General features: G+C 34.0%; 21 protein-coding genes and 2 pseudogenes. 7 read left to right on the forward strand and 16 right to left on the reverse strand.

Annotated elements, in window-relative coordinates; genetic code table 11:
- The first annotated feature begins 163 nt into the window (after nucleotides 1–163).
- The gene (locus tag MHH71_RS13605) at nucleotides 164–445 is read left to right on the forward strand and encodes a hypothetical protein (protein WP_033799599.1); all 282 of its coding nucleotides are present in this window, start codon (nucleotides 164–166) and stop codon (nucleotides 443–445) included.
- 64 nt (nucleotides 446–509) lie between these two features.
- Here MHH71_RS13605 and MHH71_RS13610 read toward each other — a convergent pair whose 3' ends face one another.
- Together MHH71_RS13610 and MHH71_RS13615 are read right to left on the reverse strand one after the other, a co-directional pair.
- Nucleotides 510–1,190, reverse strand: coding sequence for a lysoplasmalogenase (locus MHH71_RS13610; protein WP_006093363.1), 681 nt, complete (start codon nucleotides 1,188–1,190; stop codon nucleotides 510–512).
- 143 nt (nucleotides 1,191–1,333) lie between these two features.
- Entirely contained in the window at nucleotides 1,334–2,284 is a 951-nt protein-coding gene (locus tag MHH71_RS13615; RefSeq protein ID WP_003194814.1) for a DMT family transporter, read from the reverse strand.
- 533 nt (nucleotides 2,285–2,817) lie between these two features.
- Here MHH71_RS13615 and MHH71_RS13620 point away from each other — a divergent pair.
- Entirely contained in the window at nucleotides 2,818–4,479 is a 1,662-nt protein-coding gene (locus MHH71_RS13620) for a heavy metal translocating P-type ATPase (protein WP_371400304.1), read from the forward strand.
- Between the two features lie 181 nt (nucleotides 4,480–4,660).
- Here the strand turns inward: MHH71_RS13620 and MHH71_RS13625 are convergent, their stop codons facing one another.
- The 3 genes from MHH71_RS13625 to MHH71_RS13635 are packed head-to-tail and all read right to left on the reverse strand — an operon-like array spanning nucleotide 4,661 to nucleotide 6,570.
- A complete protein-coding gene (locus MHH71_RS13625) occupies nucleotides 4,661–5,530 on the reverse strand; it encodes a YihY/virulence factor BrkB family protein (protein ID WP_006093367.1) in 870 nt (289 codons plus the stop codon).
- Nucleotides 5,531–5,536: 6 nt separating this feature from the next.
- Nucleotides 5,537–6,052 (reverse strand): DUF4075 domain-containing protein, encoded by a 516-nt coding sequence (locus MHH71_RS13630; protein WP_006093368.1) that lies wholly within the window; start codon nucleotides 6,050–6,052, stop codon nucleotides 5,537–5,539.
- Nucleotides 6,053–6,105: 53 nt separating this feature from the next.
- A complete protein-coding gene (locus tag MHH71_RS13635; protein WP_033798589.1) occupies nucleotides 6,106–6,570 on the reverse strand; it encodes a low molecular weight protein-tyrosine-phosphatase in 465 nt (154 codons plus the stop codon).
- 171 nt (nucleotides 6,571–6,741) lie between these two features.
- Between MHH71_RS13635 and MHH71_RS13640 the strand changes: the two genes are divergently transcribed.
- The gene (locus MHH71_RS13640; protein ID WP_003194805.1) at nucleotides 6,742–6,966 is read left to right on the forward strand and encodes a DUF1128 domain-containing protein; all 225 of its coding nucleotides are present in this window, start codon (nucleotides 6,742–6,744) and stop codon (nucleotides 6,964–6,966) included.
- A gap of 194 nt (nucleotides 6,967–7,160) precedes the next feature.
- The gene (locus MHH71_RS13645; RefSeq protein WP_006093371.1) at nucleotides 7,161–9,827 is read left to right on the forward strand and encodes a cation-translocating P-type ATPase; all 2,667 of its coding nucleotides are present in this window, start codon (nucleotides 7,161–7,163) and stop codon (nucleotides 9,825–9,827) included.
- Between the two features lie 35 nt (nucleotides 9,828–9,862).
- Here the strand turns inward: MHH71_RS13645 and MHH71_RS13650 are convergent, their stop codons facing one another.
- The 7 genes and pseudogenes from MHH71_RS13650 to MHH71_RS13680 form a co-directional block, all read right to left on the reverse strand.
- Complete coding sequence (locus tag MHH71_RS13650; RefSeq protein ID WP_003194801.1) at nucleotides 9,863–10,945, reverse strand: toxic anion resistance protein; 1,083 nt, start codon at nucleotides 10,943–10,945, stop codon at nucleotides 9,863–9,865.
- 18 nt (nucleotides 10,946–10,963) lie between these two features.
- Nucleotides 10,964–12,595, reverse strand: coding sequence for a YceG family protein (locus MHH71_RS13655; protein WP_006093373.1), 1,632 nt, complete (start codon nucleotides 12,593–12,595; stop codon nucleotides 10,964–10,966).
- Between the two features lie 117 nt (nucleotides 12,596–12,712).
- On the reverse strand, nucleotides 12,713–13,501 hold the full coding sequence (locus tag MHH71_RS13660) for a TerC family protein (protein WP_006093374.1): 789 nt from the start codon (nucleotides 13,499–13,501) through the stop codon (nucleotides 12,713–12,715).
- 72 nt (nucleotides 13,502–13,573) lie between these two features.
- Nucleotides 13,574–14,152, reverse strand: a complete 579-nt coding sequence (locus tag MHH71_RS13665) for a TerD family protein (protein ID WP_006093376.1) — start codon at nucleotides 14,150–14,152, stop codon at nucleotides 13,574–13,576.
- Between the two features lie 257 nt (nucleotides 14,153–14,409).
- Nucleotides 14,410–14,994, reverse strand: a complete 585-nt coding sequence (locus MHH71_RS13670; protein ID WP_003194793.1) for a TerD family protein — start codon at nucleotides 14,992–14,994, stop codon at nucleotides 14,410–14,412.
- A gap of 23 nt (nucleotides 14,995–15,017) precedes the next feature.
- Nucleotides 15,018–15,614 carry a TerD family protein gene (locus MHH71_RS13675; protein WP_006093378.1) on the reverse strand — a complete coding sequence of 199 codons (597 nt, stop codon included), beginning with the start codon at nucleotides 15,612–15,614 and terminating at the stop codon, nucleotides 15,018–15,020.
- Between the two features lie 128 nt (nucleotides 15,615–15,742).
- Nucleotides 15,743–15,934: pseudogene (locus MHH71_RS13680) on the reverse strand (ROK family protein); the annotation flags it as partial.
- 76 nt (nucleotides 15,935–16,010) lie between these two features.
- Here MHH71_RS13680 and MHH71_RS13685 point away from each other — a divergent pair.
- Nucleotides 16,011–16,862, forward strand: a pseudogene (locus MHH71_RS13685) (beta-channel forming cytolysin).
- A gap of 1,390 nt (nucleotides 16,863–18,252) precedes the next feature.
- Here MHH71_RS13685 and MHH71_RS13690 read toward each other — a convergent pair.
- From MHH71_RS13690 to MHH71_RS13705, 4 genes are all read right to left on the reverse strand, one after another.
- Complete coding sequence (locus tag MHH71_RS13690) at nucleotides 18,253–18,549, reverse strand: WXG100 family type VII secretion target (protein ID WP_003204763.1); 297 nt, start codon at nucleotides 18,547–18,549, stop codon at nucleotides 18,253–18,255.
- Between the two features lie 134 nt (nucleotides 18,550–18,683).
- A complete protein-coding gene (locus MHH71_RS13695; protein WP_006093387.1) occupies nucleotides 18,684–19,082 on the reverse strand; it encodes a DUF1433 domain-containing protein in 399 nt (132 codons plus the stop codon).
- A 77-nt stretch (nucleotides 19,083–19,159) separates the two neighbouring features.
- Nucleotides 19,160–19,543 (reverse strand): DUF1433 domain-containing protein, encoded by a 384-nt coding sequence (locus MHH71_RS13700; RefSeq protein WP_006093389.1) that lies wholly within the window; start codon nucleotides 19,541–19,543, stop codon nucleotides 19,160–19,162.
- 76 nt (nucleotides 19,544–19,619) lie between these two features.
- A complete protein-coding gene (locus tag MHH71_RS13705; protein ID WP_006093391.1) occupies nucleotides 19,620–20,003 on the reverse strand; it encodes a DUF1433 domain-containing protein in 384 nt (127 codons plus the stop codon).
- A 58-nt stretch (nucleotides 20,004–20,061) separates the two neighbouring features.
- On the opposite strand from MHH71_RS13705, the gene MHH71_RS13710 reads away from it, so the two are divergent.
- Both MHH71_RS13710 and MHH71_RS13715 read left to right on the forward strand, forming a co-directional pair.
- Nucleotides 20,062–21,243, forward strand: a complete 1,182-nt coding sequence (locus tag MHH71_RS13710) for a lipase family protein (RefSeq protein WP_033798590.1) — start codon at nucleotides 20,062–20,064, stop codon at nucleotides 21,241–21,243.
- 12 nt (nucleotides 21,244–21,255) lie between these two features.
- Nucleotides 21,256–21,648 carry a hypothetical protein gene (locus tag MHH71_RS13715; RefSeq protein ID WP_006093394.1) on the forward strand — a complete coding sequence of 131 codons (393 nt, stop codon included), beginning with the start codon at nucleotides 21,256–21,258 and terminating at the stop codon, nucleotides 21,646–21,648.
- Nucleotides 21,649–21,672: the final 24 nt, after the last annotated feature.

Here is a 21,672-nt window from a genome sequence, read left to right on the forward strand (position 1 = left end):
CCCTTTGTTACATTTATTATAGATAGTTTCTATTATTAATTTCCACAAAATTCCGAAAGAATAAGATAAAACCTATAAAATTTTATAAATCTGAATAATATTCTTAAATGTAAGATATACTAGATTGGTCTTTTTATAAATTAATACATATACTCCAAGGAGGATTCATTTTTTAAGGAACGAAAATACTGGACAAATTAAACAGGCAAAACTAGGTTTTAGTTGGACTGTCTTTTTCTTCGGATTTTTCCCTGCTATATTCCGTGGGGATTGGAAATGGTTTTTAATTATCTTAATTGCAAGTGCTTTTACATTCGGATTTTCTAATTTAGTTTTCTGCTTTATTTATAACAAAATATACATTAATGAGCTATTATCTCAAGGTTATAAAGCGGCTGACGAATATAGTCTTTCCGCTTTACAGCAAAAGAACATCGTAGCATAATATATAATCAAAAAAGAGGATATCCCAAAAGTAGCTCAATAGCTACTTTTAGAGATATCCTCTTTTATATTCCAACATATACAATACACATCTGTGCAGCAACATATGTTACCCAGATCCAAAGTGGATCATACTTTACTTTGCGACCACCAATATCCGTTACACCAATAATAAAATCAGAAATCACAAATAACAATCCACCAAGCGCTGGAATCCACCACATTCCGTTGTCTGCATAGTATAATGCAAATGCAAAACACGCCATTCCTCCAACCCATAAACCATATACGAGCGCACCAATTGTAAACAGCCTATCTTGTTTTTGATTGCGAATAAAAAAGAACCAACCAATTATTAAAAATAAACCGTATGCTACTACTCCAATCCAGAACCCATTCCATGAGATACCCGTTTGCAAAAATGCTGTTACATAAAAACAATGTGCAATTGCAAAGGTAACCATACCGCCGATTAACCGATGTCCAAATGGAATGATCCCTGCCATAAATAAATCACCAAGCGTAGATAAAGTCATACCAATTGCAGCCCACTGACGATACTCTACAGATGGATCTTGTAACCAAATCCAGATCGCACCACCAGTTAAAGAAAAACTAAGAATAAGACGAATCAATAATGGTAAAGGCTCATTTTCTCCCGTTTGCTTTGTCTGTGCTATTGCATAAACCGCACCTACAACAAATACAATGACCTGTCCAATTAATAATATATAAATTTCATTCATAACATGTTCTCCTCAATAAATGGATATTAATATTTCTTCGTGATATAACCTATCTTCTCCTGTTTTTATCATATAAAATTTCAAAAAAAGAGGAACACTCCTATCCTTTTTTCTAAAACTAAAAAAAATTAATCCTACTCTTTTTATGCCGCTTGTTTCTCTTGCTCCGTTTTTTGCATATTTGGTGTCCGATTTACTACGATAATACCCGCTGCTACACATGCTAATCCAAATAAAACAAATGAATGAATTGCTTCCCCTAAAATCATGCTGGATAATAAGACTCCAAATACTGGTATAAAGAACATATACATCGATACTTTTCCGACCTTGTTATACTTCATAACTGTATTCCATATACAGAACCCCGCCGCTGATAAGAAGGATAAATAAAGTAACATAGATAGTGCTTTCATATTGAATACAAAAGGCATAAATCCAACTTGAAAAATACCAATACATAATAATCCGATAGATCCAAAAATCATCTGATAGGCTGTCATGTACCCAACATCTAATGTTTTACTTCCTTCTTTTGCCAATATATTTCCATATGAATACATCATCGCGGCCCCAAGAAGCAATAATTCACCAATTCCAAAATGAAACGCCATACTTCCATCACTTGGAACATTCACAAGAATCACACCACAAAAACCGATAGACACGCCAATTACTTTTCGAATATTTAATGCATCATCTTTATACAAAAAATGCGCAATTAAAATTTGAAAAAAAGATGATGTGCCAGAAATAATAGCACCTTCAATTCCAGAACTGTAACTCATACCAATATAAAAGCATACATATTGTAGAAATGTTTGAAATAAACCAATTTGCACTAATTGCTTCCCTGTTTCTTTTTTGAAATGCATATCTTTTCCTATTGCTTTAAAAAAGAATAAGAGCATCACACCAGATAAGAAAAAGCGATAACCAGCAAATAATATTTGCTCGCCAACTTCATGTGGCTGAATTCCGAGTTCAGCATAACTTAATTTAATAAAAGGAAATGCGCTTCCCCATAGAAATGTCGCTGCTAGCGCTGCAGCAAACACACCAATTGGATGGGTAAAAAATTTCTCTGTCTTCACTTATCGTCTTCCTTTCCGACCTTTTTACGAACAATATTCATATATACCAAAGGAAACGCAAAAAAACAAGTTTTTCAATTTGATATATAAACAAAAACATATTCTCAAGTAAAAACATATGATATAATATAGAATAATTACAAAATAATAACTGATAAAATTTTTCAATAGAAATGCTGCTATCCGTATGGATGGCAGCTTTCGTCGTTTTATGGGGATTTCGATTTTGATTCTTTTTCTCAATAAGAATTTGGAAGGAGCGAGTAATAATGAACTCAGAAGTAAAAGCATTACCATCAAAAAAGAATATGTCTAACCCATCCTGGATTCAATCATTCCAAAAGCATTATGAACTTATCTTTGCAATCCTATCTGGTGTTTTCATTTTATCCGGTTGGTTATTCACAAAAAACGAAGCAACAACTGCTGGGATAGTTTTTTATATCCTCGCTTATATAATTGGAGGATATGCGAAAGCGAAAGAAGGCATCGAAGATACAATAGAAGAAAAAGAATTGAATGTAGAAATGTTAATGCTCTTCGCTGCCATTGGTGCCGCTATTATCGGATACTGGGCAGAAGGTGCCATCTTAATATTTATCTTTGCACTAAGCGGTGCAATGGAAGCTTATACATTAAGTAAAAGCCAAAAAGAAATTTCAGCACTGCTAGAATTACAACCTGAAGAAGCCTTGCTCATTTCACATGGAACAGAAGAACGTATTCCAGTAGCTCAGTTAGAAATTGATGACATCATTTTAATTAAGCCAGGTGAACGCGTACCTGCAGATGGTACAATTCATAGCGGTGAAACAAATATCGATGAAGCGGCTATCACTGGGGAGCCTATCCCAAATGAGAAAAAATTTGGTGATGAAGTATTCGCTGGAACCGTGAACCTACGCGGGGCTATTGAAGTTAAAATTACAAAAAGAAGCGACCAAACATTGTTTCAAAAAATTATCCGTCTCGTTCAAAACGCGCAAAGTGAAAAATCACCATCGCAACTTTTTATCGAAAAATTTGAAGGAACATATGTAAAAGGTGTACTTATCATCGTTGCTCTAATGATGTTTGTTCCTCATTTCCTACTAGATTGGAGCTGGAACGAAACATTTTATCGTGCCATGATTTTACTCGTTGTTGCTTCTCCATGTGCGCTTGTCGCATCGATTACACCAGCGACATTATCTGCTATTTCTAACGGCGCACGAAGCGGTATTTTATTTAAAGGTGGTATTCATTTAGAACGCCTTGCCTCAGTGAAGGCAATTGCCTTTGATAAAACAGGAACATTAACTCAAGGAAAACCGACTGTAACAGATGTTTACGTACGTGATGAAATAACAGAAAAAGATGTGTTGTATATTACAGCTTCTATCGAAAGTCATTCCACACACCCACTCGCAGAAGCTATCGTCAAGTACGCAAAACATGCATATGACATTACATTAACGAAACCCGAAAGTGTAGAAGATGTCACTGGATTTGGCTTAAAAGGAATGTTAGAAAATACAGCTTATAAGATTGGAAAGGCCGATTTTATTGGCGAAGAAACAAAAACTTTTCACAATGGTATCGCTACGACACTCGAACAAGAAGGAAAAACTGTTGTCTATATTAGTAATGAAAAAGGAATTCTTGGGCTTATTGCTTTAAAAGATACACTTCGCCAGGAAACAATTGCTGCTATTCGTGATTTACAAAGCATTGGTGTTGAAGCTATCATGATCACTGGTGATAACGAACAGACGGCTAAAGCAATTGCGACTGAAAGCAACATAAAAGAATACTACGCATCATGCTTACCAGAAACAAAAGTAGAAACGGTGAAGCAACTAAAAGAAAAATACGGTACAGTGGCAATGGTTGGCGACGGTATTAACGATGCTCCTGCACTCGCTACAGCAAGTATTGGCGTTGCTATGGGCGAAGGGACAGATGTTGCCTTAGAAACAGCAGATGTCGTTCTAATGAAAAATGAACTCTCTCGCCTTGCACAGGCCATTCGTTTATCAAAACGAATGAACCGCATTGTAAAACAAAATGTTATTTTTTCATTAGCAGTAATCGCAATGCTCATTTGCTCTAATTTCCTACAATTTTTAGCTCTTCCATTTGGCGTTATTGGTCACGAAGGAAGTACAATCCTTGTAATTTTAAACGGCTTACGTTTATTAAAAGGAAATAACTAAACGGGTCCCCAGAGGGAACCCGTTTTTTTAATGATAGCTATTATGTCCATTAGCACTGCTACTCGTTTTATGTTTTGGATGTGAGCTACTATTTTTTTTACCTTGGTTTTTGTTATTATGATTTTTTTTATTATTACTCATTTTGAATCCCCCCTGTTCCTCTTTATTATGGAACAGAAAATTATTTTTCATCACGGGAATTATTGTCACTTGTTCGATAAAAATGTAGTAATCCATTAATTTCTCCGCCAAGTAAAATGACCCAAGCCGTTAAATAGAACCATAACATTAAAATGATAATACCACCAAGACCACCGTATGTATTCGCATAATTTGCAAATTTATCCACGTAATAGGCAAATGAGTACGATACCACAATCCACCCAACCGTTGCAAATAATGCCCCTGATATAACTTCTCTTCTCTTTAACTTTCGATCAGGTGCAAATGTGTATAAAAAGCTAAATAAGGCAAATAACACTAAGAAACTGGCCACTAGCCGTATAATACTCCATACGAAAGAAAAGCTTTCTGATAAACCAAGCGCTTTAAAAACAGCTGCACCAATTACTTGTCCAAATACAGGAACAATTAACGCGAAGACAATCATAAAAATCATTGCTAGTGTAAGCACAATAGACAAAGCTCTCGTCGCGATAAAAGAGCGCGTTTCCTTTACATCATAGGCTCGGTTAAATGCATTCATAACTGCATTTACACCATTTGATGCAAACCATAACGTTGATAATAAACCAAACGATAATAAACCACCATTTTGTTCATTTACAACTTTATCTACGTTCACTTCAATTAAGTTCATTGCATCTTCTGGCACATAAGCCTCTAATAAACTGAGCACATCCTCTGTTTGAATTGGAATAAATCCAAGAAGCGTAATTAAAAAAACAAGTCCAGGAAAAATAGCAAGCAAGAAGAAATAAGCGAGCTGTGCTGCTAGGCCCGCTACGTCATCTCGCATCGTTCGGTCATATAGATCTTTCCCAAACGAATAGACACGATTTCCCCTTGCTTTCTCTAGAATTTTTTTCATATTTCTCTAAACGCTTTTCTTCTCTTCTTTATCTTGCTTTAACTCAATGTATGCTTCTGTTTTTTTTTCTTCTGCATTAGAGTCCTTCATAAATAATTCACGCGCTTCTTTCATTCCACCATCTTCAGCTACTACCGGTTCTTCTTCTACTTTTAATTCTTCTACTTTTGGAGACACAGCTTGAATTTCAATTGTTTCTGGCTTTTCCTCTCGTTCAATCTTTTTCTTACTAAAGATTTCTTTTGTTTCCTTTAACGTGCCAACAACAGCTGGCGTTAGCTTCTTTATTTCCGCTACCTTCGCCTTTACTACATTAAAATCTGCAAGTTCGCGTCCTTTATCTGTAACAGTTTGCACTTTTTCTTTTATCTTTGCATTCTCGCCAATTTCAATCATTTTTGATTTTGCTTTTTCTGCTGTATTTTTCACTTTTTCACGATTTTCTTTCTTAAGCATAGAAACAGCTACACCTGCTGCTACCCCAATTGCAATGTTTCGAGCTATATTATTCTTCTTTGCCATATTCCTTCACCCTTTCATTTCTTATGTTAGAAAGTATTTCTTTCTAAGCTTTCTCATATTCCTTGCTCATTTCGAATGAATGCTAACAATTTTGCACACCCTTCTGTTACAAGGTCATATACTTCTTGAAAGTTCCCTGTAAAATAAGGGTCAGGAACATCCGTCCAGCCACCGTCTGGAACAAAATCAGACAGTCTACCAATATAGCCTCCAGCTTTACCTAAACTTTCTAAATCCGCTATATTCTTGTTGTCCATGGCAATAATATAATCAAACTTTGTTAAGTCTTCTTTTTCTACTTGACGTGCTTTAATTCCTTCAAAAGAGACTTCATTTTCTTTTAAAACTTTTTGTGTTCCTTCATGAGGTGGATGACCAATATGCCAATCGCCTGTTCCAGCAGAATCAAGTTGAATTTTATCTTCTAATCCTTCTTGCACGACAAGATCACGAAAAATCGCTTCTGCCATCGGTGAACGACAAATGTTCCCAAGACAAACAAACAATACTTGAATCATATTTGTTTCTTCCCTTCTTGGTGCATTTCTTATATATACATATAGTATAAACAACCAATTATTAATTATAAAGGAAATCCCTACTAATTTAATAGGGTTGAAAAGTTTCATTAACGAAAATGATAAAAAATGTTAAGATATCTTTATGTTATTTCAAAGGGGGACACTTCGGTGGATTTATCCGTAAAATCGCAAGAAAATGTTGAATATATGGTAGAAGCTATTAAAGAAAAGTTACGCATGGTAAACGCAGGAGCAATGAGAGCTGAAAGCTTTAACCAAGAAATGTACGAAGATTTACGAGATATTTACGACCATGTAATGAAACGTGAAACATTCAGCATTAGTGAAATGCAGGCTATTACTGAAGAATTAGGTACGCTAATTAAAAAATAATGAAAAGTCCCTTATACAAAGGGACTTTTTTATTTCCGACAAATTAATGACACCCTTCCACTTTTCTACATCTATTTTCCAAATACTGTACAATAAAAGGAGAACTTCACCATAGACCTTCCCTTTCACCAAACTCTTTTTTTAATATTTATCTTATTACCATTGCTAACTGCTTTTACCGGAGGTGTTTATCTATGAGCAATTGGTACAGTAAAACGAAAGATCAAGCAATACTTGCACTTGAAACAAATGAACAACATGGTCTAACAGACGAAATGGTGCAAATTCGATTAAAAAAATATGGACGAAACGAACTCACTACAAAACAAAAACGGACTTTATGGCAACGTATTTTTTCTCAAATTAATGATGTTCTCGTCTATGTTCTTTTAATTGCCGCTCTTATTTCTGCCTTTGTTGGTGAGTGGGCCGATGCGAGCATTATTGCTCTCGTTGTTGTCTTAAATGCTGTAATTGGTGTCATTCAAGAATCGAAAGCAGAACAAGCTTTAGAAGCATTAAAAAAGATGGCAACGCCAAAAGCAATTGTAAAACGGGATGGTGAACTAAAAGAAATTCCGTCCGAAGATGTTGTTCCAGGAGATATCGTTATGCTTGATGCTGGACGTTATATTCCGTGTGACTTACGGCTTATTGAAACCGCCAATTTAAAAATTGAGGAATCTGCTTTAACAGGCGAATCTGTTCCTGTGGATAAAGATTCACTTTACCATCCTTCTCTTCAAAATGAAGAACAAATACCACTCGGTGATCAAAAAAATATGGCTTTTATGTCGACCCTTGTTACATACGGCCGAGGTGTTGGTGTTGCTGTTGAAACAGGAATGAAGTCTCAAATTGGAAAAATCGCTACTCTCTTGCATGAAGCGGATGATGATGCAACACCACTTCAAAAAAGCTTAGCTCAAGTCGGGAAATATTTAGGTTTTGTAGCAGTTGCAATCTGTATCACCATGTTCTTCATCGGATATTTCCAAGGCCGAGACACGTTAGAAATGTTCATGACTGCCATTAGCTTAGCGGTTGCAGCAATTCCCGAAGGATTACCAGCTATTGTTTCCATTGTTCTTGCAATTGGTGTGCAACGTATGATTAAACAAAACGTTATTATTCGCAAGCTTCCAGCCGTAGAAGCACTCGGTTCTGTTACAATTATTTGTTCAGATAAAACAGGAACATTAACACAAAATAAAATGACAGTTACTCATTTCTATAGTGACCGTACATACGATAAACTAAAAAATTTAAATATAAACAATGATGCTCAGCGCTTATTATTAGAAAATATGATTTTATGCAACGATGCATCTTATAAGGCTGAATCACAAACTGGCGATCCAACAGAAATTGCTCTTCTTGTTGCTGGCAGCATCTTTCATCTTCAAAAAGACACTTTAGAAGATCAACATAGACGCGTGAACGAATTACCATTTGACTCCGAACGTAAAATGATGACAACATTGCATGAGTACAATGAAAACTATTACAGCATGACAAAAGGAGCAATTGATAAACTCTTACCTCGTTGTAAACATATCTTTATAAATGGTAAGACGGAGGTCTTAACCGAAGCAATTGAAGAACAAATATTAGAAGCTGCTCAAATGATGTCTCAAAAAGCTTTACGAGTACTATCATTTGCTTTCAAACAGTATGACACAAAAAACGTTAACACCAATCACATGGAAGAAAATCTTATATTCATCGGACTTGTCGGCATGATTGATCCACCGCGAACAGAAGTAAAAGCATCTATTGCAGAATGTAAAAACGCGGGAATTCGTACTGTTATGATTACAGGAGATCATAAAGATACCGCTTTTGCTATTGCAAAAGAACTTGGTATTGCTGAAAAAGAATCCGAAGTCATGATTGGAACGGAATTAGATCGTATTTCAGACGAAAAACTAACAAATGAAATTAATCATTTAAACGTCTTTGCACGCGTTTCTCCTGAACATAAAGTTAAAATTGTGAAGGCACTACGCGCAAAAGGAAATATTGTTTCTATGACTGGAGATGGTGTCAATGATGCACCATCTTTAAAACAAGCTGATATCGGAGTCGCAATGGGGATTACAGGAACAGATGTTGCTAAAGGTGCGGCTGACATGGTTTTAACAGATGATAACTTCTCATCTATTGTAAAAGCTGTTGAGGAAGGAAGAAATATTTATCGCAACATTAAAAAATCGATTCTTTTCTTACTCTCTTGCAACTTTGGAGAGATTATTGCACTCTTCTTAGCTATTTTACTCGGCTGGGCTACCCCACTTCGTCCGATTCACATTTTGTGGGTGAATTTAATTACAGATACACTCCCAGCTCTATCACTAGGTGTTGACCCAGAAGATCCGGATGTGATGAAAGAAAAGCCGCGTGATGCAAAAGAAAGCTTGTTTCATGGTAGCGTTCCTTTTCTTATTTTAAACGGGATTATAATTGGGTTCATCACGTTAATCGCCTTTATTGTTGGGGCAAAATTATATACAGGAGATACAAATATCTTCCCTCTTTTCCCATCTCAAATTGATGATGATGCTTTATTACATGCCCAAACGATGGCGTTTGTCGTACTCAGTTTTTCACAGCTTGTTCATTCATTCAATTTACGATCAAGTACAAAATCAATCTTTTCGATCGGAGTATTCACAAATAAATACTTAGTTTTCTCCCTACTTATTGGTGTACTTATGCAAGTATGCATTATCTCCATTCCACCGATTGCTAATATATTTGGCGTACATGCTTTAACTTTAAAAGATTGGGGATTTGTTATATTACTAAGTATTATTCCACTTGTTATAAACGAAATGATAAAAGTGTTTAAGAAAAATTAAAAGGCAATGAGGGAGCTCCTCATTGCCTTTTTACATTACCCTTGTAATTCTTTTTTTATATTCTCTGTAAGTTCCGCCATACGCTTGCGGCTTTCTTCACGTTCACGTTTGTTTTGTTCTTCAATTTGCTGTGTTTCTTGCATACCTCTTGAAATAATATTCCATGTTTCTTCAAGTGTTTCCATTTTAATACTAGAAGAACCAGAAATTCTTGCTACCTCTACACTTTGCGTTGCAATGTTTTGTGCATTTTTCTTAAGTAGTTCATTGGTACGACGGTCAAGCTCAGCCATAGAATCCGCAACAAGCTTTTGACGTTTTGCATTCACAGCCTGAATAATTCCATTTTTAAAAATAGGAATTGTTGTAATAAACGCTGTATTAATTTTACCGATTAATTTGTTATTACCACGCTGAATCATACGAATTTGTGGTGCTGTTAATAACGCAACCATACGAGCCTTCTCTAAATCATCAATGCGTTGCTCTAAAATTTCGACAGAGTTTCTTAAAGATTCTAATTCAATACCTGCCAATTGATCATTGTTACGAACGCGTTCTTCATACATTGGAACTAGTTCTGTATTTAGACGCTCTAATAACATTTCTCCTGCTACTACATATTTCTCTAAGTCTAAATAATATTTTAAGTTTTGTTCATATAAGCCATCTAACGTACCAATTGATTTTTTCATTTCATCTTGGTATTTCGTAATTTCCACGTACACTTTGTCCATTTCACGGCCCATCGTTTGATACTTACTAAAGATTTGTTCAATCATTTTATCCGCTTTTTTAAACATACGAGAGAAAAAGCCACTTTTCTCTTCCGCGAAATCTTTACTATCAAATCTGTCCATAATTTTACCAAGCTGTTTTAAAAGTTCACCGGAATCCTCTATCTTGGATAAAGACATCGTATGTAAAATTTGATCTGCAAAACGTGAAATCTCCATAGAAGGTTCTTTACCAAGTTCAATTAATTCCAGTTGATCTTTAATATCAACAGCATTATAAATACGTTGAACTTCAGCATCTTGTCTAAGCTGTAAACGAACATCTTGTGCAATTTGCTCATTCAATTCTGTTTTTGAATCTAGTACGACTGGATTATTCATGTATGATTCTCCCTTTCCTTATAAAAATGGACGAAATAGTCCTTTAATTGTTTGAGATAAGTTCTTGTAGGCTGATGAACCATGAAATTCAAGATCGAAATTCACTTCTTCGAGCCAATGCGAATCAAACGCTCCCGCTTCAATATACTGCTCAATATCATTTCGACCGCTTGGATTAAAATGTAGTACATCAATTCCAATTTGATTTAAAAACAACAACAAGACAGCATCAGAACGAGTTAATTCCCCACTCTTTTCATTATTAAATATAACAATTTTCGGTACTTCTTGCGAATAATCAAATTTCTCAAGTAACTCTAAAATATGAGGTGGAATTTGGGAAAGCTGTGCAAAAACATACAGTGCTACCTCTTGTTTTGTCTCTTTTCCAACTGGTTTACAAAGTTCACTTTCACACGTATGAATAATAGCTTCTGCAATCCCATGTTGCAGCCCTTCAGGTAAACGCTTATGTGGCCACCAATGACTATTCATAATTTGATCGGGATGCAGATTTCCAGCACGGTCTAACGCATCACGATAATGAAATTGAAAATTCGCTTTTTGTTCTTTTGTAAATGGGAATGTATTAATTAATAAGCTGTTATCAAACGATGTGACAGCTTTCAATCGCTGAAAATATTCTTTATCATTTTTTGAAACACCTGACACTTTCGCAAATAAAGACGGAATATAAATATGTTTATTTTCCACAAAGAATGTCGGGCGTATAAATGCTTTTTCTTTCGTAATTATAAAGAGTTCATCGTATGTTGTCTTCAGCGTACGTGCTACAGGCGTGTACGTACGAAATTGCCACGGTTTGTATAATAATGAATTATCATGATGAAGCACTTTTTCAATTTCTTTCGATGCTTGATAAGCTACCGTTGCAACACGCTCACGACGCCGATCAGGGAATGGCTCTAATGAAACGCGACCTGGATGAGAAACGACAAAAGTCCTATCTTCATCATCAATGCTTTCAAAACCATCTTTTCCTTCTGGATGATAATAGAGAACATCACATCCGAGCATAATAAGAAAATATAAGAAATAGATCTGACTCTCTTTCGCATCACCGTACCAGACGATACGCGGCATTTGTTTCTTATAATTAATTGCAGAAAACCATTTCGCTACGTAATTTTCGCTTAATTTAATTATATCAATTAAGAAACGGCGAAATCCTTCTGTTTTTAAAGATTGATTATGCTGTTTCTCATACAATTTCAATACAGTGATAAATGCTGTATGTATATAGTGTTGTAAATCTGGATTATCCACTTTTGGTAACAATTGCTTTCCTGATAAATGTGCAACAAGACGGTTTACAGTAAGTCCATTTGGCGCTTCTTGATGTAATGTAAATACTTCTTGAATTTGGCGGAGCTTCTCAGAATCGATTACTTTATTTAAATTCTGTTCGTGTAGTACAGTAATTCCTTTTGCTTCGCTATAATCAAATAGTTCATTAAAATATTCATCTACATCGTTTGGGACACCAAGAATACGACAAGCTATATAGCTAAATTTCATCTCATTCTCTGTTAATTCATATTGTGGGCGTTTTTCTAAAATCATTTCGAATTGTTTTAAGTCAGCTTCTTCTTTTAATGCATATGGATGAAGTGTAAAACGCGAAAACACGACAGTTCACCTCCAGAAACATTTACTTTTTTAAAGAAATAATATCTTATCTTTTTATTATAAACTATTTTAAGTTATAAAAAATGGGCGCTCGCATAACGAGCAAACCCATTTCAATTATTTATCTTCTTTCTTAGTAGCTGCAATCTCTTCTCGGGCTTGTCCAGAATTTCGCATATAATGCAAAATAAATGTTGCACCAAATGCGATAACTAAAATCATAAAGAATAGCCAGTGTGGCACTTCAATATGAATAACAGATAGTAACATCTTCGCTGCAATAATTAAAATTAAAATATACGCCGTTGATTCAAGCTCTGGAATACGTTCTAGTAATCTTAAGAATACACCTGCAATACCACGCATCATTAAAATACCAAGCATTCCGCCCAGAAGCAGAATCCATACTTCATTGGATACACCAAACGCTGCAAGAACGCTATCTACTGAAAATGCAATATCCATTAATTCAACCATGACAACTGTTCCCCAGAATACACCAAACATTCTAAAAAGAATACTATTTTGGTTCAGGCCATGTTCTTCTTCTTCACTATTTTCTTTTCGTTTATCAATGAAATATTTAATAGAAAGCCATGCAAGGTACAATGCTCCTAATACTTTTACCCACCATAATTTAATTAAGAACATACCGATTCCAATTGCAATAAAACGGAATGCATATGCACCAATTAACCCATAAAATAATGCCTTTTTGCGTTTTTCTTCTGGTAAATGTTTTACCATTACCGCTAACACAAGGGCGTTATCGGCAGATAGTAAGCCTTCAAGTACAACAAGTGTACCAATTAATCCCCAAGATACAGGATCTTGTAATACTTTAATCCACATGTCCAAGTCAAAAAATTGGGCATACGTATCAAGGATTCCTTGTAAAATGCTCATCTTACTGTTTTCCCCTATTCTTTGCTAGATTTATAGAAAGGTCAAAAAAAGGAAACGAAGTTCGTTTCCTTCTTATGCATCCAAGCCATACGCTCTTACAAGCGCACCTAATCCGCCTTGGAATCCACTTCCTACTGCATTAAACTTCCACTGTCCATTATGACGGTATAATTCACAAAAGACAACTGCTGTTTCAATGGAGAAATCTTCTCCTAAATCAAAACGAAGAACTTCTTCATTTGTCTCTTCATTTGCTAAACGAACAAATGCATTTGCAACTTGTCCAAAGTTTTGATTGCGACCTTCCGCATCATAAATCGTAACTGTAATTGCAATTTTATGAACACCTGCTGGAACTTTAGTTAAATCCACAACAAGTTGCTCATCATCGCCTTCGCCTTCACCTGTACGGTTGTCACCTGTATGTAAAACTGATTCACAAGGAGATTGTAAGTTGTTATAGAAAATAAAATCTGTTTCTTTCGTACATTTTCCATTCGCATCTAATAAAAAAGCTGATGCGTCTAAATCATAATCAGATCCGCCATCATATGATTTAATATCCCAACCAAGGCCGATAACTGCTTTTGTAAGACCTGGACTTGTCTTACCTAAATCAATCTTCTGTCCTTTTTGTAATTGAATAACCATTTATATTCACCTCTTATACTATGATTCTAAAAAGTATATACACGAGTAAAGTATATGTTCACTCATATATATCCATTTTGATGTTTCAACATTTAAGTTGCTGCTGTGAAAAAACAAAAGTGACCTGCACTTTCTTTTCATTTGGCATGAGGCAGGAAGAGAATCTGACCGCTTCTATTCATGGCCGGATGCTCTCTCCCACCTAAAAAGAAAGCTTTTATGCCGGTTTTTCAATTTGTATTTATATATTTTTCTTATTACTCTACATCTAAACCAAAGTTGCTACACAAAGCACCTAATCCGCCTTGGAATCCACTTCCAATTGCATTAAACTTCCAATCCCCAGCATGACGATATAACTCACCGACTACTACTGCTGTTTCAATAGAGAAGTCCTCACCAAGATCATAACGAATTAGCTCTGCACCTTTTTCTTCATCTACAATACGTACGAAAGAATTAGATACTTGTCCGAAGTTTTGGCTACGGCTTTCTCCGTCATAAATTGTAATTGTAAAACAAATACGCTCAATATGAGCAGGAACATTCTTTAAATCTACTTTAATTGTTTCATCATCGCCTTCGCCTTCGCCAGTACGATTATCTCCTAGATGCTCTACAGAACCGTTTGCTCCCTTTGGATTATTATAAAAAACAAAGTCTTCTGAGCCTGATACTTTTCCGTTTGCACCTACTAAGAAAATACTAACGTCTAAATCAAAATCATTTTGTCCATCATAGCGGTTTGTATCCCAGCCAAGACCTACAAGAACGTTAGAAAGACCTGGATTTGTTTTTGTTAAATCTACTTTCTGTCCTTTTTTTAACGAAATCGATGCCATATATTATTCCTCCTTAAATTGTATTACTGATAACGTGATACAATCTCACTTAAATTCTTATCTTGTGTACCTTCTCCAACTGCAGAAAACTTCCATTCATTCCCATCGCGATACATTTCGCCTGCAACTAACGTTGTTTTCCCGCCGTAATTTTCCGATAAATTATAACGCGCTAATTCTTCACGTGTTTGCGGATTTTGAATACGAATATATGCGTTCTGAATCATGCCAAAATCTTGGCGACGATTCACGCAATCATAAATATTTACAACAAATACTAAACGATTAATACGACTCGGAACTTTATGTAATTCCACGAAAATTGTTTCATCATCGCCAGAACCTTCACCTGTTAAATTATCACCTGAATGAATAATACTTCCACAAGCAGAGAGTTTATTTCCAAAATAAACAAGATCATTTTTATTTAAAAAACGATCATTTTCTAGCATAATCACAGATGCATCACAATCGATGTTTGGTTTACTTCCAAATAACGAAGATAGAAATCCACCTGATTGTCCAATTGGATCCCATCCTAAGCCAACCTGTAATTTTGCTACTCCTGGTTGTCCCTTCGTTAAATCAATCTTCTGTCCTTTTTCTAAAATAATAGGCATGAAGTTTCTTCCTTTCTACAAGGTATTTTCCAAATGGGAAAATATTGTATTCTCCTCTTATATTGTAGCATCATTTGTCAATTGAAAAAAAGAATAAATTTTCAATTATATGAAAATATCTGTATCATTTATTCATAGGGATGTAATAAGTGGTAAATTGAACCAATCATTCCCGCATGATTGCGATTTTGCGCTAAACTAATCTCACATGTATTATAAATTTCTTGATGCAAATATTTCTGTACTTCTTCTTTCACTTCATCTAATAACTTAGTACCTCTTGCCGTAATACCACCACCAATAATAATCGTTTGTGGATCTTTAGCATTTAACGCTTCATTTGTACACGCAGATTCTTTACCAAAAGTTCAAGAAATAGGACAAGGTGCGAAAATTATGCATAGTCTAGATTCAACTTATAATGCTGAAGCAAATATAAAAAATTCAATAAAAGTTTCATTCATTGATGATCCAAATACTGATAAAAAATATGCTATCGTTTTTACAGAAGGAAGTAATATTGCTTCGAATTTTTCGCGTGGTACTGGCACATATTCAGCTCAGATTTTCTGGCCATCCGCTTTTAAAACAGGGTTAGAAATTACAAGTAATGACAATGCAAAATTTTATAAAGTTTCACCTAAAAATGAAATTGAATCAAAAACAGTATCTTCTACAGTTTCATACAATGTAGGTGGGAGCTTAGAGGTTAAACCAGAAGGTCCCTCATCTTCCGTATCAGCTGGTGCATCTTGGTCCAATACTATATCATATGAATAACCAAATTATAAAACGTTTTTAACAAATAACACAGATAAAAAAGTAGATTGGAATGTAGAATTTAATCAATTTTATAATAAAGGATATGGACCTTATAATAGAGATTCAAATGGTTATTATGGTAATGAATTATTTATGAGCTCACGTACCGATCCACTCATTAATGCAGAAGATAATTTTTCATCAGACAGTGAACTTCCATCTCTAGTAAGATTTGGTTTCCAACCAAGTACAATGGCAATCATAATTGCAGATAAAAATGCAACTTCAACAGATTTATCCGTAAAACATGCTAGAGAACGAGATGTGTATACATTATCCTATGAATATTTAAAAGGTTGGATAGGATCAAATAGCAAAACCTATAAGCATCCTCACGACAAGTTTGGAACTATAGATAATTATAAAATTGATTGGCAAAATAATAAAATTATTCACCAAAGTTCTAGTCTACAAACATGGAATTAACAACAAATTCTTATCTATAATAGTTAAACCTATTCCAATACTGGAATAGGTTTTTTACTTAATATTTGAATGTGAACTTTTAAATATTAGTTTACTTTCAGTGATAGGAGTAGCACCATATGCCCATCAACCTAATATTTTGGAGTACCCCAAAACAAAAATTTCACCTCATTACAATTGTCTATGAGAATTCAGTTCATTTTTTTGTTTTAGGGAACAATTAATTTCTAATACATGTCTTAATGCGAAAATGTGATATTTCGTTACCTCCCTATATGCAATATTGCATATAAGAATGTATTGATAAAAATGTAAGCGCTTACTATAATAAAAGCATAAAGATAAATCACATCTTAGCATCAACAACAGAGGAGGAAATCATATGACAATCGCAATGGCAGTTTTAAAATTTGTAGGTGGAATCATTCCATTTGTACAAGAACTTTTAAAAGCAGTAATGTAAGTTCATTATTCAACAATTATTTATAAAAATTATCATACCTTAATACGAAAAAAGAGGAGGAAATCATATGGCAATCGCAATGGCAGTTTTATCATTCTTAGGTGGAGTACTTCCATTAGTAACAGAACTTTTAAAAGCAGTAATGTAAATTCATTATTCCGCAATTATTTATAAAAATTATCATACCTTAATACGAAAAAAGAGGAGGAAATCATATGGCAATCGCAATGGCAGTTTTAAAATTTGTAGGTGGAATCATTCCATTTGTACAAGAACTTTTAAAAGCAGTAATGTAAGTTCATTATTCCGCAATTATTTATAAAAATTATCATACCTTAATACGAAAAAAGAGGAGGAAATCATATGGCAATCGCAATGGCGGTTTTAAAATTTGTAGGTGGAGCACTTCCATTAGTTCAAGAACTTTTAAAAGCATTTATGTAAGTTCATTATTTAACAATTATTTATAAAAATCATCATATCTTAATACGAAAAAAGAGGAGGAAATCATATGACAATCGCAATGGCAGTTTTATCATTCTTAGGTGGAATCATCCCATTAGTAGGAGAGCTTTTAAAAGCAGTAATGTAAGTTCATTATTTAGCAATTATTTATAAAAATTATCATACAAATGATCTGTATATCAAAGATGAATTGATGTGCAGATCATTTGTGTGAGCAAAGTCCCTTTAGCATTATGAAGGGACTTTTTTAAATTTCTACATACTTGAGGTACCGTCACATCAACATCAAGTTAAAGCATTTTTAAAACATTAAAAAGTGCTTTTTATTTATTATAAATATGAAAGTAAACTTTTGAATATTAGTTTACTTTCATAGGTTCTCTCTGTTTATTAAAAAACACAATTGGTTATACAACATAAATTGCATGGCCAATTGTGTTTTTATGGAAATTACAACATTTCTTATTTCAAACCGAAATTACGTGATAATTCTTCATCATGAGAAGCAACAGCATCTGCAGTTTTAGTAAGTTGAACATCAATCTCATGTAATAATTGTGAGAAGCTTTCTACTTTTGGTCTTAGATCGTTGAATTGTCGATCAAAACCATCAAAAGCACGACCTTCCCATTCTCCACGTAATTCATTTTGTAATCCTTGTAATTTTCCAAGAATATCTTTAATTTCATCAGAGCTTCGTCCGTATAGTTTAGCTTTTGATTTTAGCTCCGTAGGACTCATACGAATTTGTCCAGCCATTTTAATCTCTCCTTTAGTATATAATGAGTAAAATGTATATTTTGGTTAATTTTACTAAATACATTATAAAGCATTGTTAGAAACTTTCAAATATTTTATTTTTCTATAATAAAAAACAAGAGTAATCGCAAAGACTACTCTTGTTTCTTTTCCTTCTCTTCTTTTTCAATTTCGGATACAGACTTTGCTGGTTTTTTCATGTAGTTATCATATAATTCTCCAGAACATCCAAAATCATTTTCAAAGTCCTTCGTATTACTGATACCAGCATCAAATCGTAATTCTTTATTACCATTTATATATCCCTTTACATGAGGAACTCCCATTGGACTCACCTTATGTTCTGTGAACTTAATAGATTTGACATCGTTAATATTATAACGAATATACTTTTCCACCCGTGCTTCTTGCAATTTCCAAAAATTTACTTCTTTTTCTTTTTCTAGTTCTTTTTGTTTTAAGTATTCCATAGTAAAATATCCTCCTGCTATGAGCACCACAGCAGATACAAACCAGATGATTATTTTCTTCATAGAAAACCACCTTATAAAAAACTTACCCAAGCATTCTTCTTAAAATGGGATACAAAAGACAAGAGTAATCGTAAAGACTACTCTTGTTTTTTTCCCTTCTCTTCTTTTTCAATTTCGGATACTGATTTTTCAGGTTTTTTTATTAGTTTTCCACGTTCTCCAGAACGATCAAATTGATCTTCGAAATTTTCTGTAGTACTAATACGAGCTACAAAATCTAATTGTTGGTCATTATTTATATACCCTTTTAGTCTAGGAATTCCCATAGGGCTAGTTTCGTGTTCTGTAAATGTAATAGATTTTACATCTTTAACATTATAACGAATATATTTTTCAACTCTCGCCTCTTGTGCTTTCCAAAACTTTTCCTCTTTTTCTTTTTGTTTTAAGTATTCCATTGTAAAATACCCTCCTGCTATGAGCACCACAGCAGATACAAACCAGATGATTATTTTCTTCATAGAAAACCACCTTATAAAAAACTCACCAATGCATTCTTCTTAAAATGGAATACAGAAAACAAGAGTAGTGCAAAGACTACTCTTGTTTCTTTTCCTTCTCTTCTTTTTCAATTTCAGATACCGATTTTGCTGGTTTTTTTATTAGTTTTCCAAGTTCTCCAGAACGTGTGAAATCATCTTCGAAATTTTCTGTAGTACTAATATAAGCTATAAAATCTAATTTTTCATTATTGTTTATATAACCTTTTAATCTGGGAACACCCATTGGACTTACACTGTGTTCTTTAAATGTAATCGATTTTACATCTTGAATATTGTAATGAATATACTTTTCTACTCGTGCCTTTTGTGCCTTCCAAAACTTTTCTTCTTTTTCTTTTTGTTTTAAGTATTCCATAGTAAAATATCCTCCTGCTATAATACAAATAATGGATAAAATAATTACCAATTTCTTTTTCATTTAAAATCCCCTTGTATTTGAATATAGTTAAAATATACCATGAAATGAGTTGGAACATATGAGTGAATTTAAAAAGAACACAATTGCGACAGATGAAGATTATTTCAAATTATCAGATCATGTTTATGATGACGAAGTTTTAGAAAAAGGTAAAGAAATAGAAGGTATTGATGGGAAAACATGGAAAGTCATAGAATCAATTGATGCAGATTGTCTACAAGTAAAAAATGGATTACAAGCTATCGCAGTAGTACCAGCAGACAAATATGATGAAAATGCAACACATTATGATGATATAATCCTAGCATTTCGTGGAACAGAGCCTAAGCAATTAGCAGATTTCGTGACAGATATTGATCAGATTTCGTTCGGAATTAAAACACATTCTAAAGTAATTACTCCAAGTAACAGTCAAACAATAAAACCTGATTCTGCAACATCATTTGATACTGGATTGAAATGGGCAAAAAATGACATCGTAGAAAAATATCACCCTTCTTCTCTTCATACTACTGGACATAGTAAAGGTGGTGCAGAAGCGGACCTTATCGCTGCAGAATTAGATTGTTATGCAACTACATGGGCTGCACCGAATCCCTATCGTTTACTAAGTCCTGAAGCAAAAAAACGAGTAGATGAAGGGAAAATGGAAAATAAAGCAACTGATTATACACATGAGAATGACCCGATTGGTAACCACACTCAATTCGGTGCACCTCTAATTGGTAAGCAATACACAACGAGACAGAACGATACAAAAGAAGGATTTCTTACACGTTTAACTATGGACGGGCACGGCAGAGATACATATAGGGGATCCTTTCATTCAAATGGAAGTCCCATATTAAAATTAGAACCTGAAGATATTATAAGACAAGCAAAAAAAATTCAAACGCTCAGCAATCGATTATCAGATATCGCAAAAAATATAGAAGAGTTTCAAAGAAAAGAAGCTGAAGCAGTTCAAAAGTTAAAAAGTCAATTAAAACATGAAACAGGGTCAGGTGGAAGATATCATTTATTAGAAGAACACGAAGTAGATGAAGCCATCTCACAAATTGCTAAAATTAGAAAAGGTGGAAATGACTATTTTCATGACGCAAACATAGCCGAAGAATTAATCCATATTTTAAGAAAAGAACAAAAAAGTTTAAGCCAATTCGGAGATGAAATTAGTGATGCAGCAAATTCACTAAGAGATAAAGACAACCAATTAGCAGGAAATTTTCAGATTAAATAAGGGGATAATTATATGATGGATTTTATGGGAGAAATTAAAAAGATAGAAAAACAAATCGAAAATGCTGCAGGAGCCGCAGGAGATTTAGCAAATCAGGTTGTTGATGAATTACAAGCTGCTAAAAAACAAATTGAAAGAGAAATGCAGCGTATGATGTTAAAAACAGAGGTAGGGTTTAAATCAATAGATATTATAAAAGAAGATACATATGCTCTTCAAAAAAACATAGGGGTATTTCACGATTTACAAACAAGTATAAGAGATATAGCAGCAGAACTAGAGAAAAGTTTCGAAAGTAAAACTGGTAGTGAAATAAATGAAACATTAAAAAAATATGAAAAACAAATTAACAACAAAATTTTTAATGAACATGTTCACTTGGCAAACAGTTGCGGAAAAAAATAAGAGAAGTAGAAAAAACTAAAAAAT

Origin of the sequence: Bacillus sp. FSL H8-0534 (assembly GCF_038005885.1) — a bacterium.
GTDB classification, from domain to species: Bacteria; Bacillota; Bacilli; order Bacillales; family Bacillaceae_G; genus Bacillus_A; species Bacillus_A pseudomycoides.

Excerpts from the sequence above, each read along its gene's own strand:
- MHH71_RS13610 (WP_006093363.1), bottom strand. The coding sequence starts at position 1,190 with ATGAATGAAATTTATATATTATTAATTGGACAGGTCATTGTATTTGTT.
- MHH71_RS13620 (WP_371400304.1), top strand. The coding sequence starts at position 2,818 with ATGCTCTTCGCTGCCATTGGTGCCGCTATTATCGGATACTGGGCAGAA.
- MHH71_RS13625 (WP_006093367.1), bottom strand. The coding sequence starts at position 5,530 with ATGAAAAAAATTCTAGAGAAAGCAAGGGGAAATCGTGTCTATTCGTTT.
- MHH71_RS13630 (WP_006093368.1), bottom strand. The coding sequence starts at position 6,052 with ATGGCAAAGAAGAATAATATAGCTCGAAACATTGCAATTGGGGTAGCA.
- MHH71_RS13635 (WP_033798589.1), bottom strand. The coding sequence starts at position 6,570 with ATGATTCAAGTATTGTTTGTTTGTCTTGGGAACATTTGTCGTTCACCG.
- MHH71_RS13645 (WP_006093371.1), top strand. The coding sequence starts at position 7,161 with ATGAGCAATTGGTACAGTAAAACGAAAGATCAAGCAATACTTGCACTT.
- MHH71_RS13650 (WP_003194801.1), bottom strand. The coding sequence starts at position 10,945 with ATGAATAATCCAGTCGTACTAGATTCAAAAACAGAATTGAATGAGCAA.
- MHH71_RS13660 (WP_006093374.1), bottom strand. The coding sequence starts at position 13,501 with ATGAGCATTTTACAAGGAATCCTTGATACGTATGCCCAATTTTTTGAC.
- MHH71_RS13665 (WP_006093376.1), bottom strand. The coding sequence starts at position 14,152 with ATGGTTATTCAATTACAAAAAGGACAGAAGATTGATTTAGGTAAGACA.
- MHH71_RS13670 (WP_003194793.1), bottom strand. The coding sequence starts at position 14,994 with ATGGCATCGATTTCGTTAAAAAAAGGACAGAAAGTAGATTTAACAAAA.
- MHH71_RS13675 (WP_006093378.1), bottom strand. The coding sequence starts at position 15,614 with ATGCCTATTATTTTAGAAAAAGGACAGAAGATTGATTTAACGAAGGGA.
- MHH71_RS13690 (WP_003204763.1), bottom strand. The coding sequence starts at position 18,549 with ATGGCTGGACAAATTCGTATGAGTCCTACGGAGCTAAAATCAAAAGCT.
- MHH71_RS13695 (WP_006093387.1), bottom strand. The coding sequence starts at position 19,082 with ATGAAGAAAATAATCATCTGGTTTGTATCTGCTGTGGTGCTCATAGCA.
- MHH71_RS13700 (WP_006093389.1), bottom strand. The coding sequence starts at position 19,543 with ATGAAGAAAATAATCATCTGGTTTGTATCTGCTGTGGTGCTCATAGCA.
- MHH71_RS13705 (WP_006093391.1), bottom strand. The coding sequence starts at position 20,003 with ATGAAAAAGAAATTGGTAATTATTTTATCCATTATTTGTATTATAGCA.
- MHH71_RS13710 (WP_033798590.1), top strand. The coding sequence starts at position 20,062 with ATGAGTGAATTTAAAAAGAACACAATTGCGACAGATGAAGATTATTTC.
- MHH71_RS13715 (WP_006093394.1), top strand. The coding sequence starts at position 21,256 with ATGATGGATTTTATGGGAGAAATTAAAAAGATAGAAAAACAAATCGAA.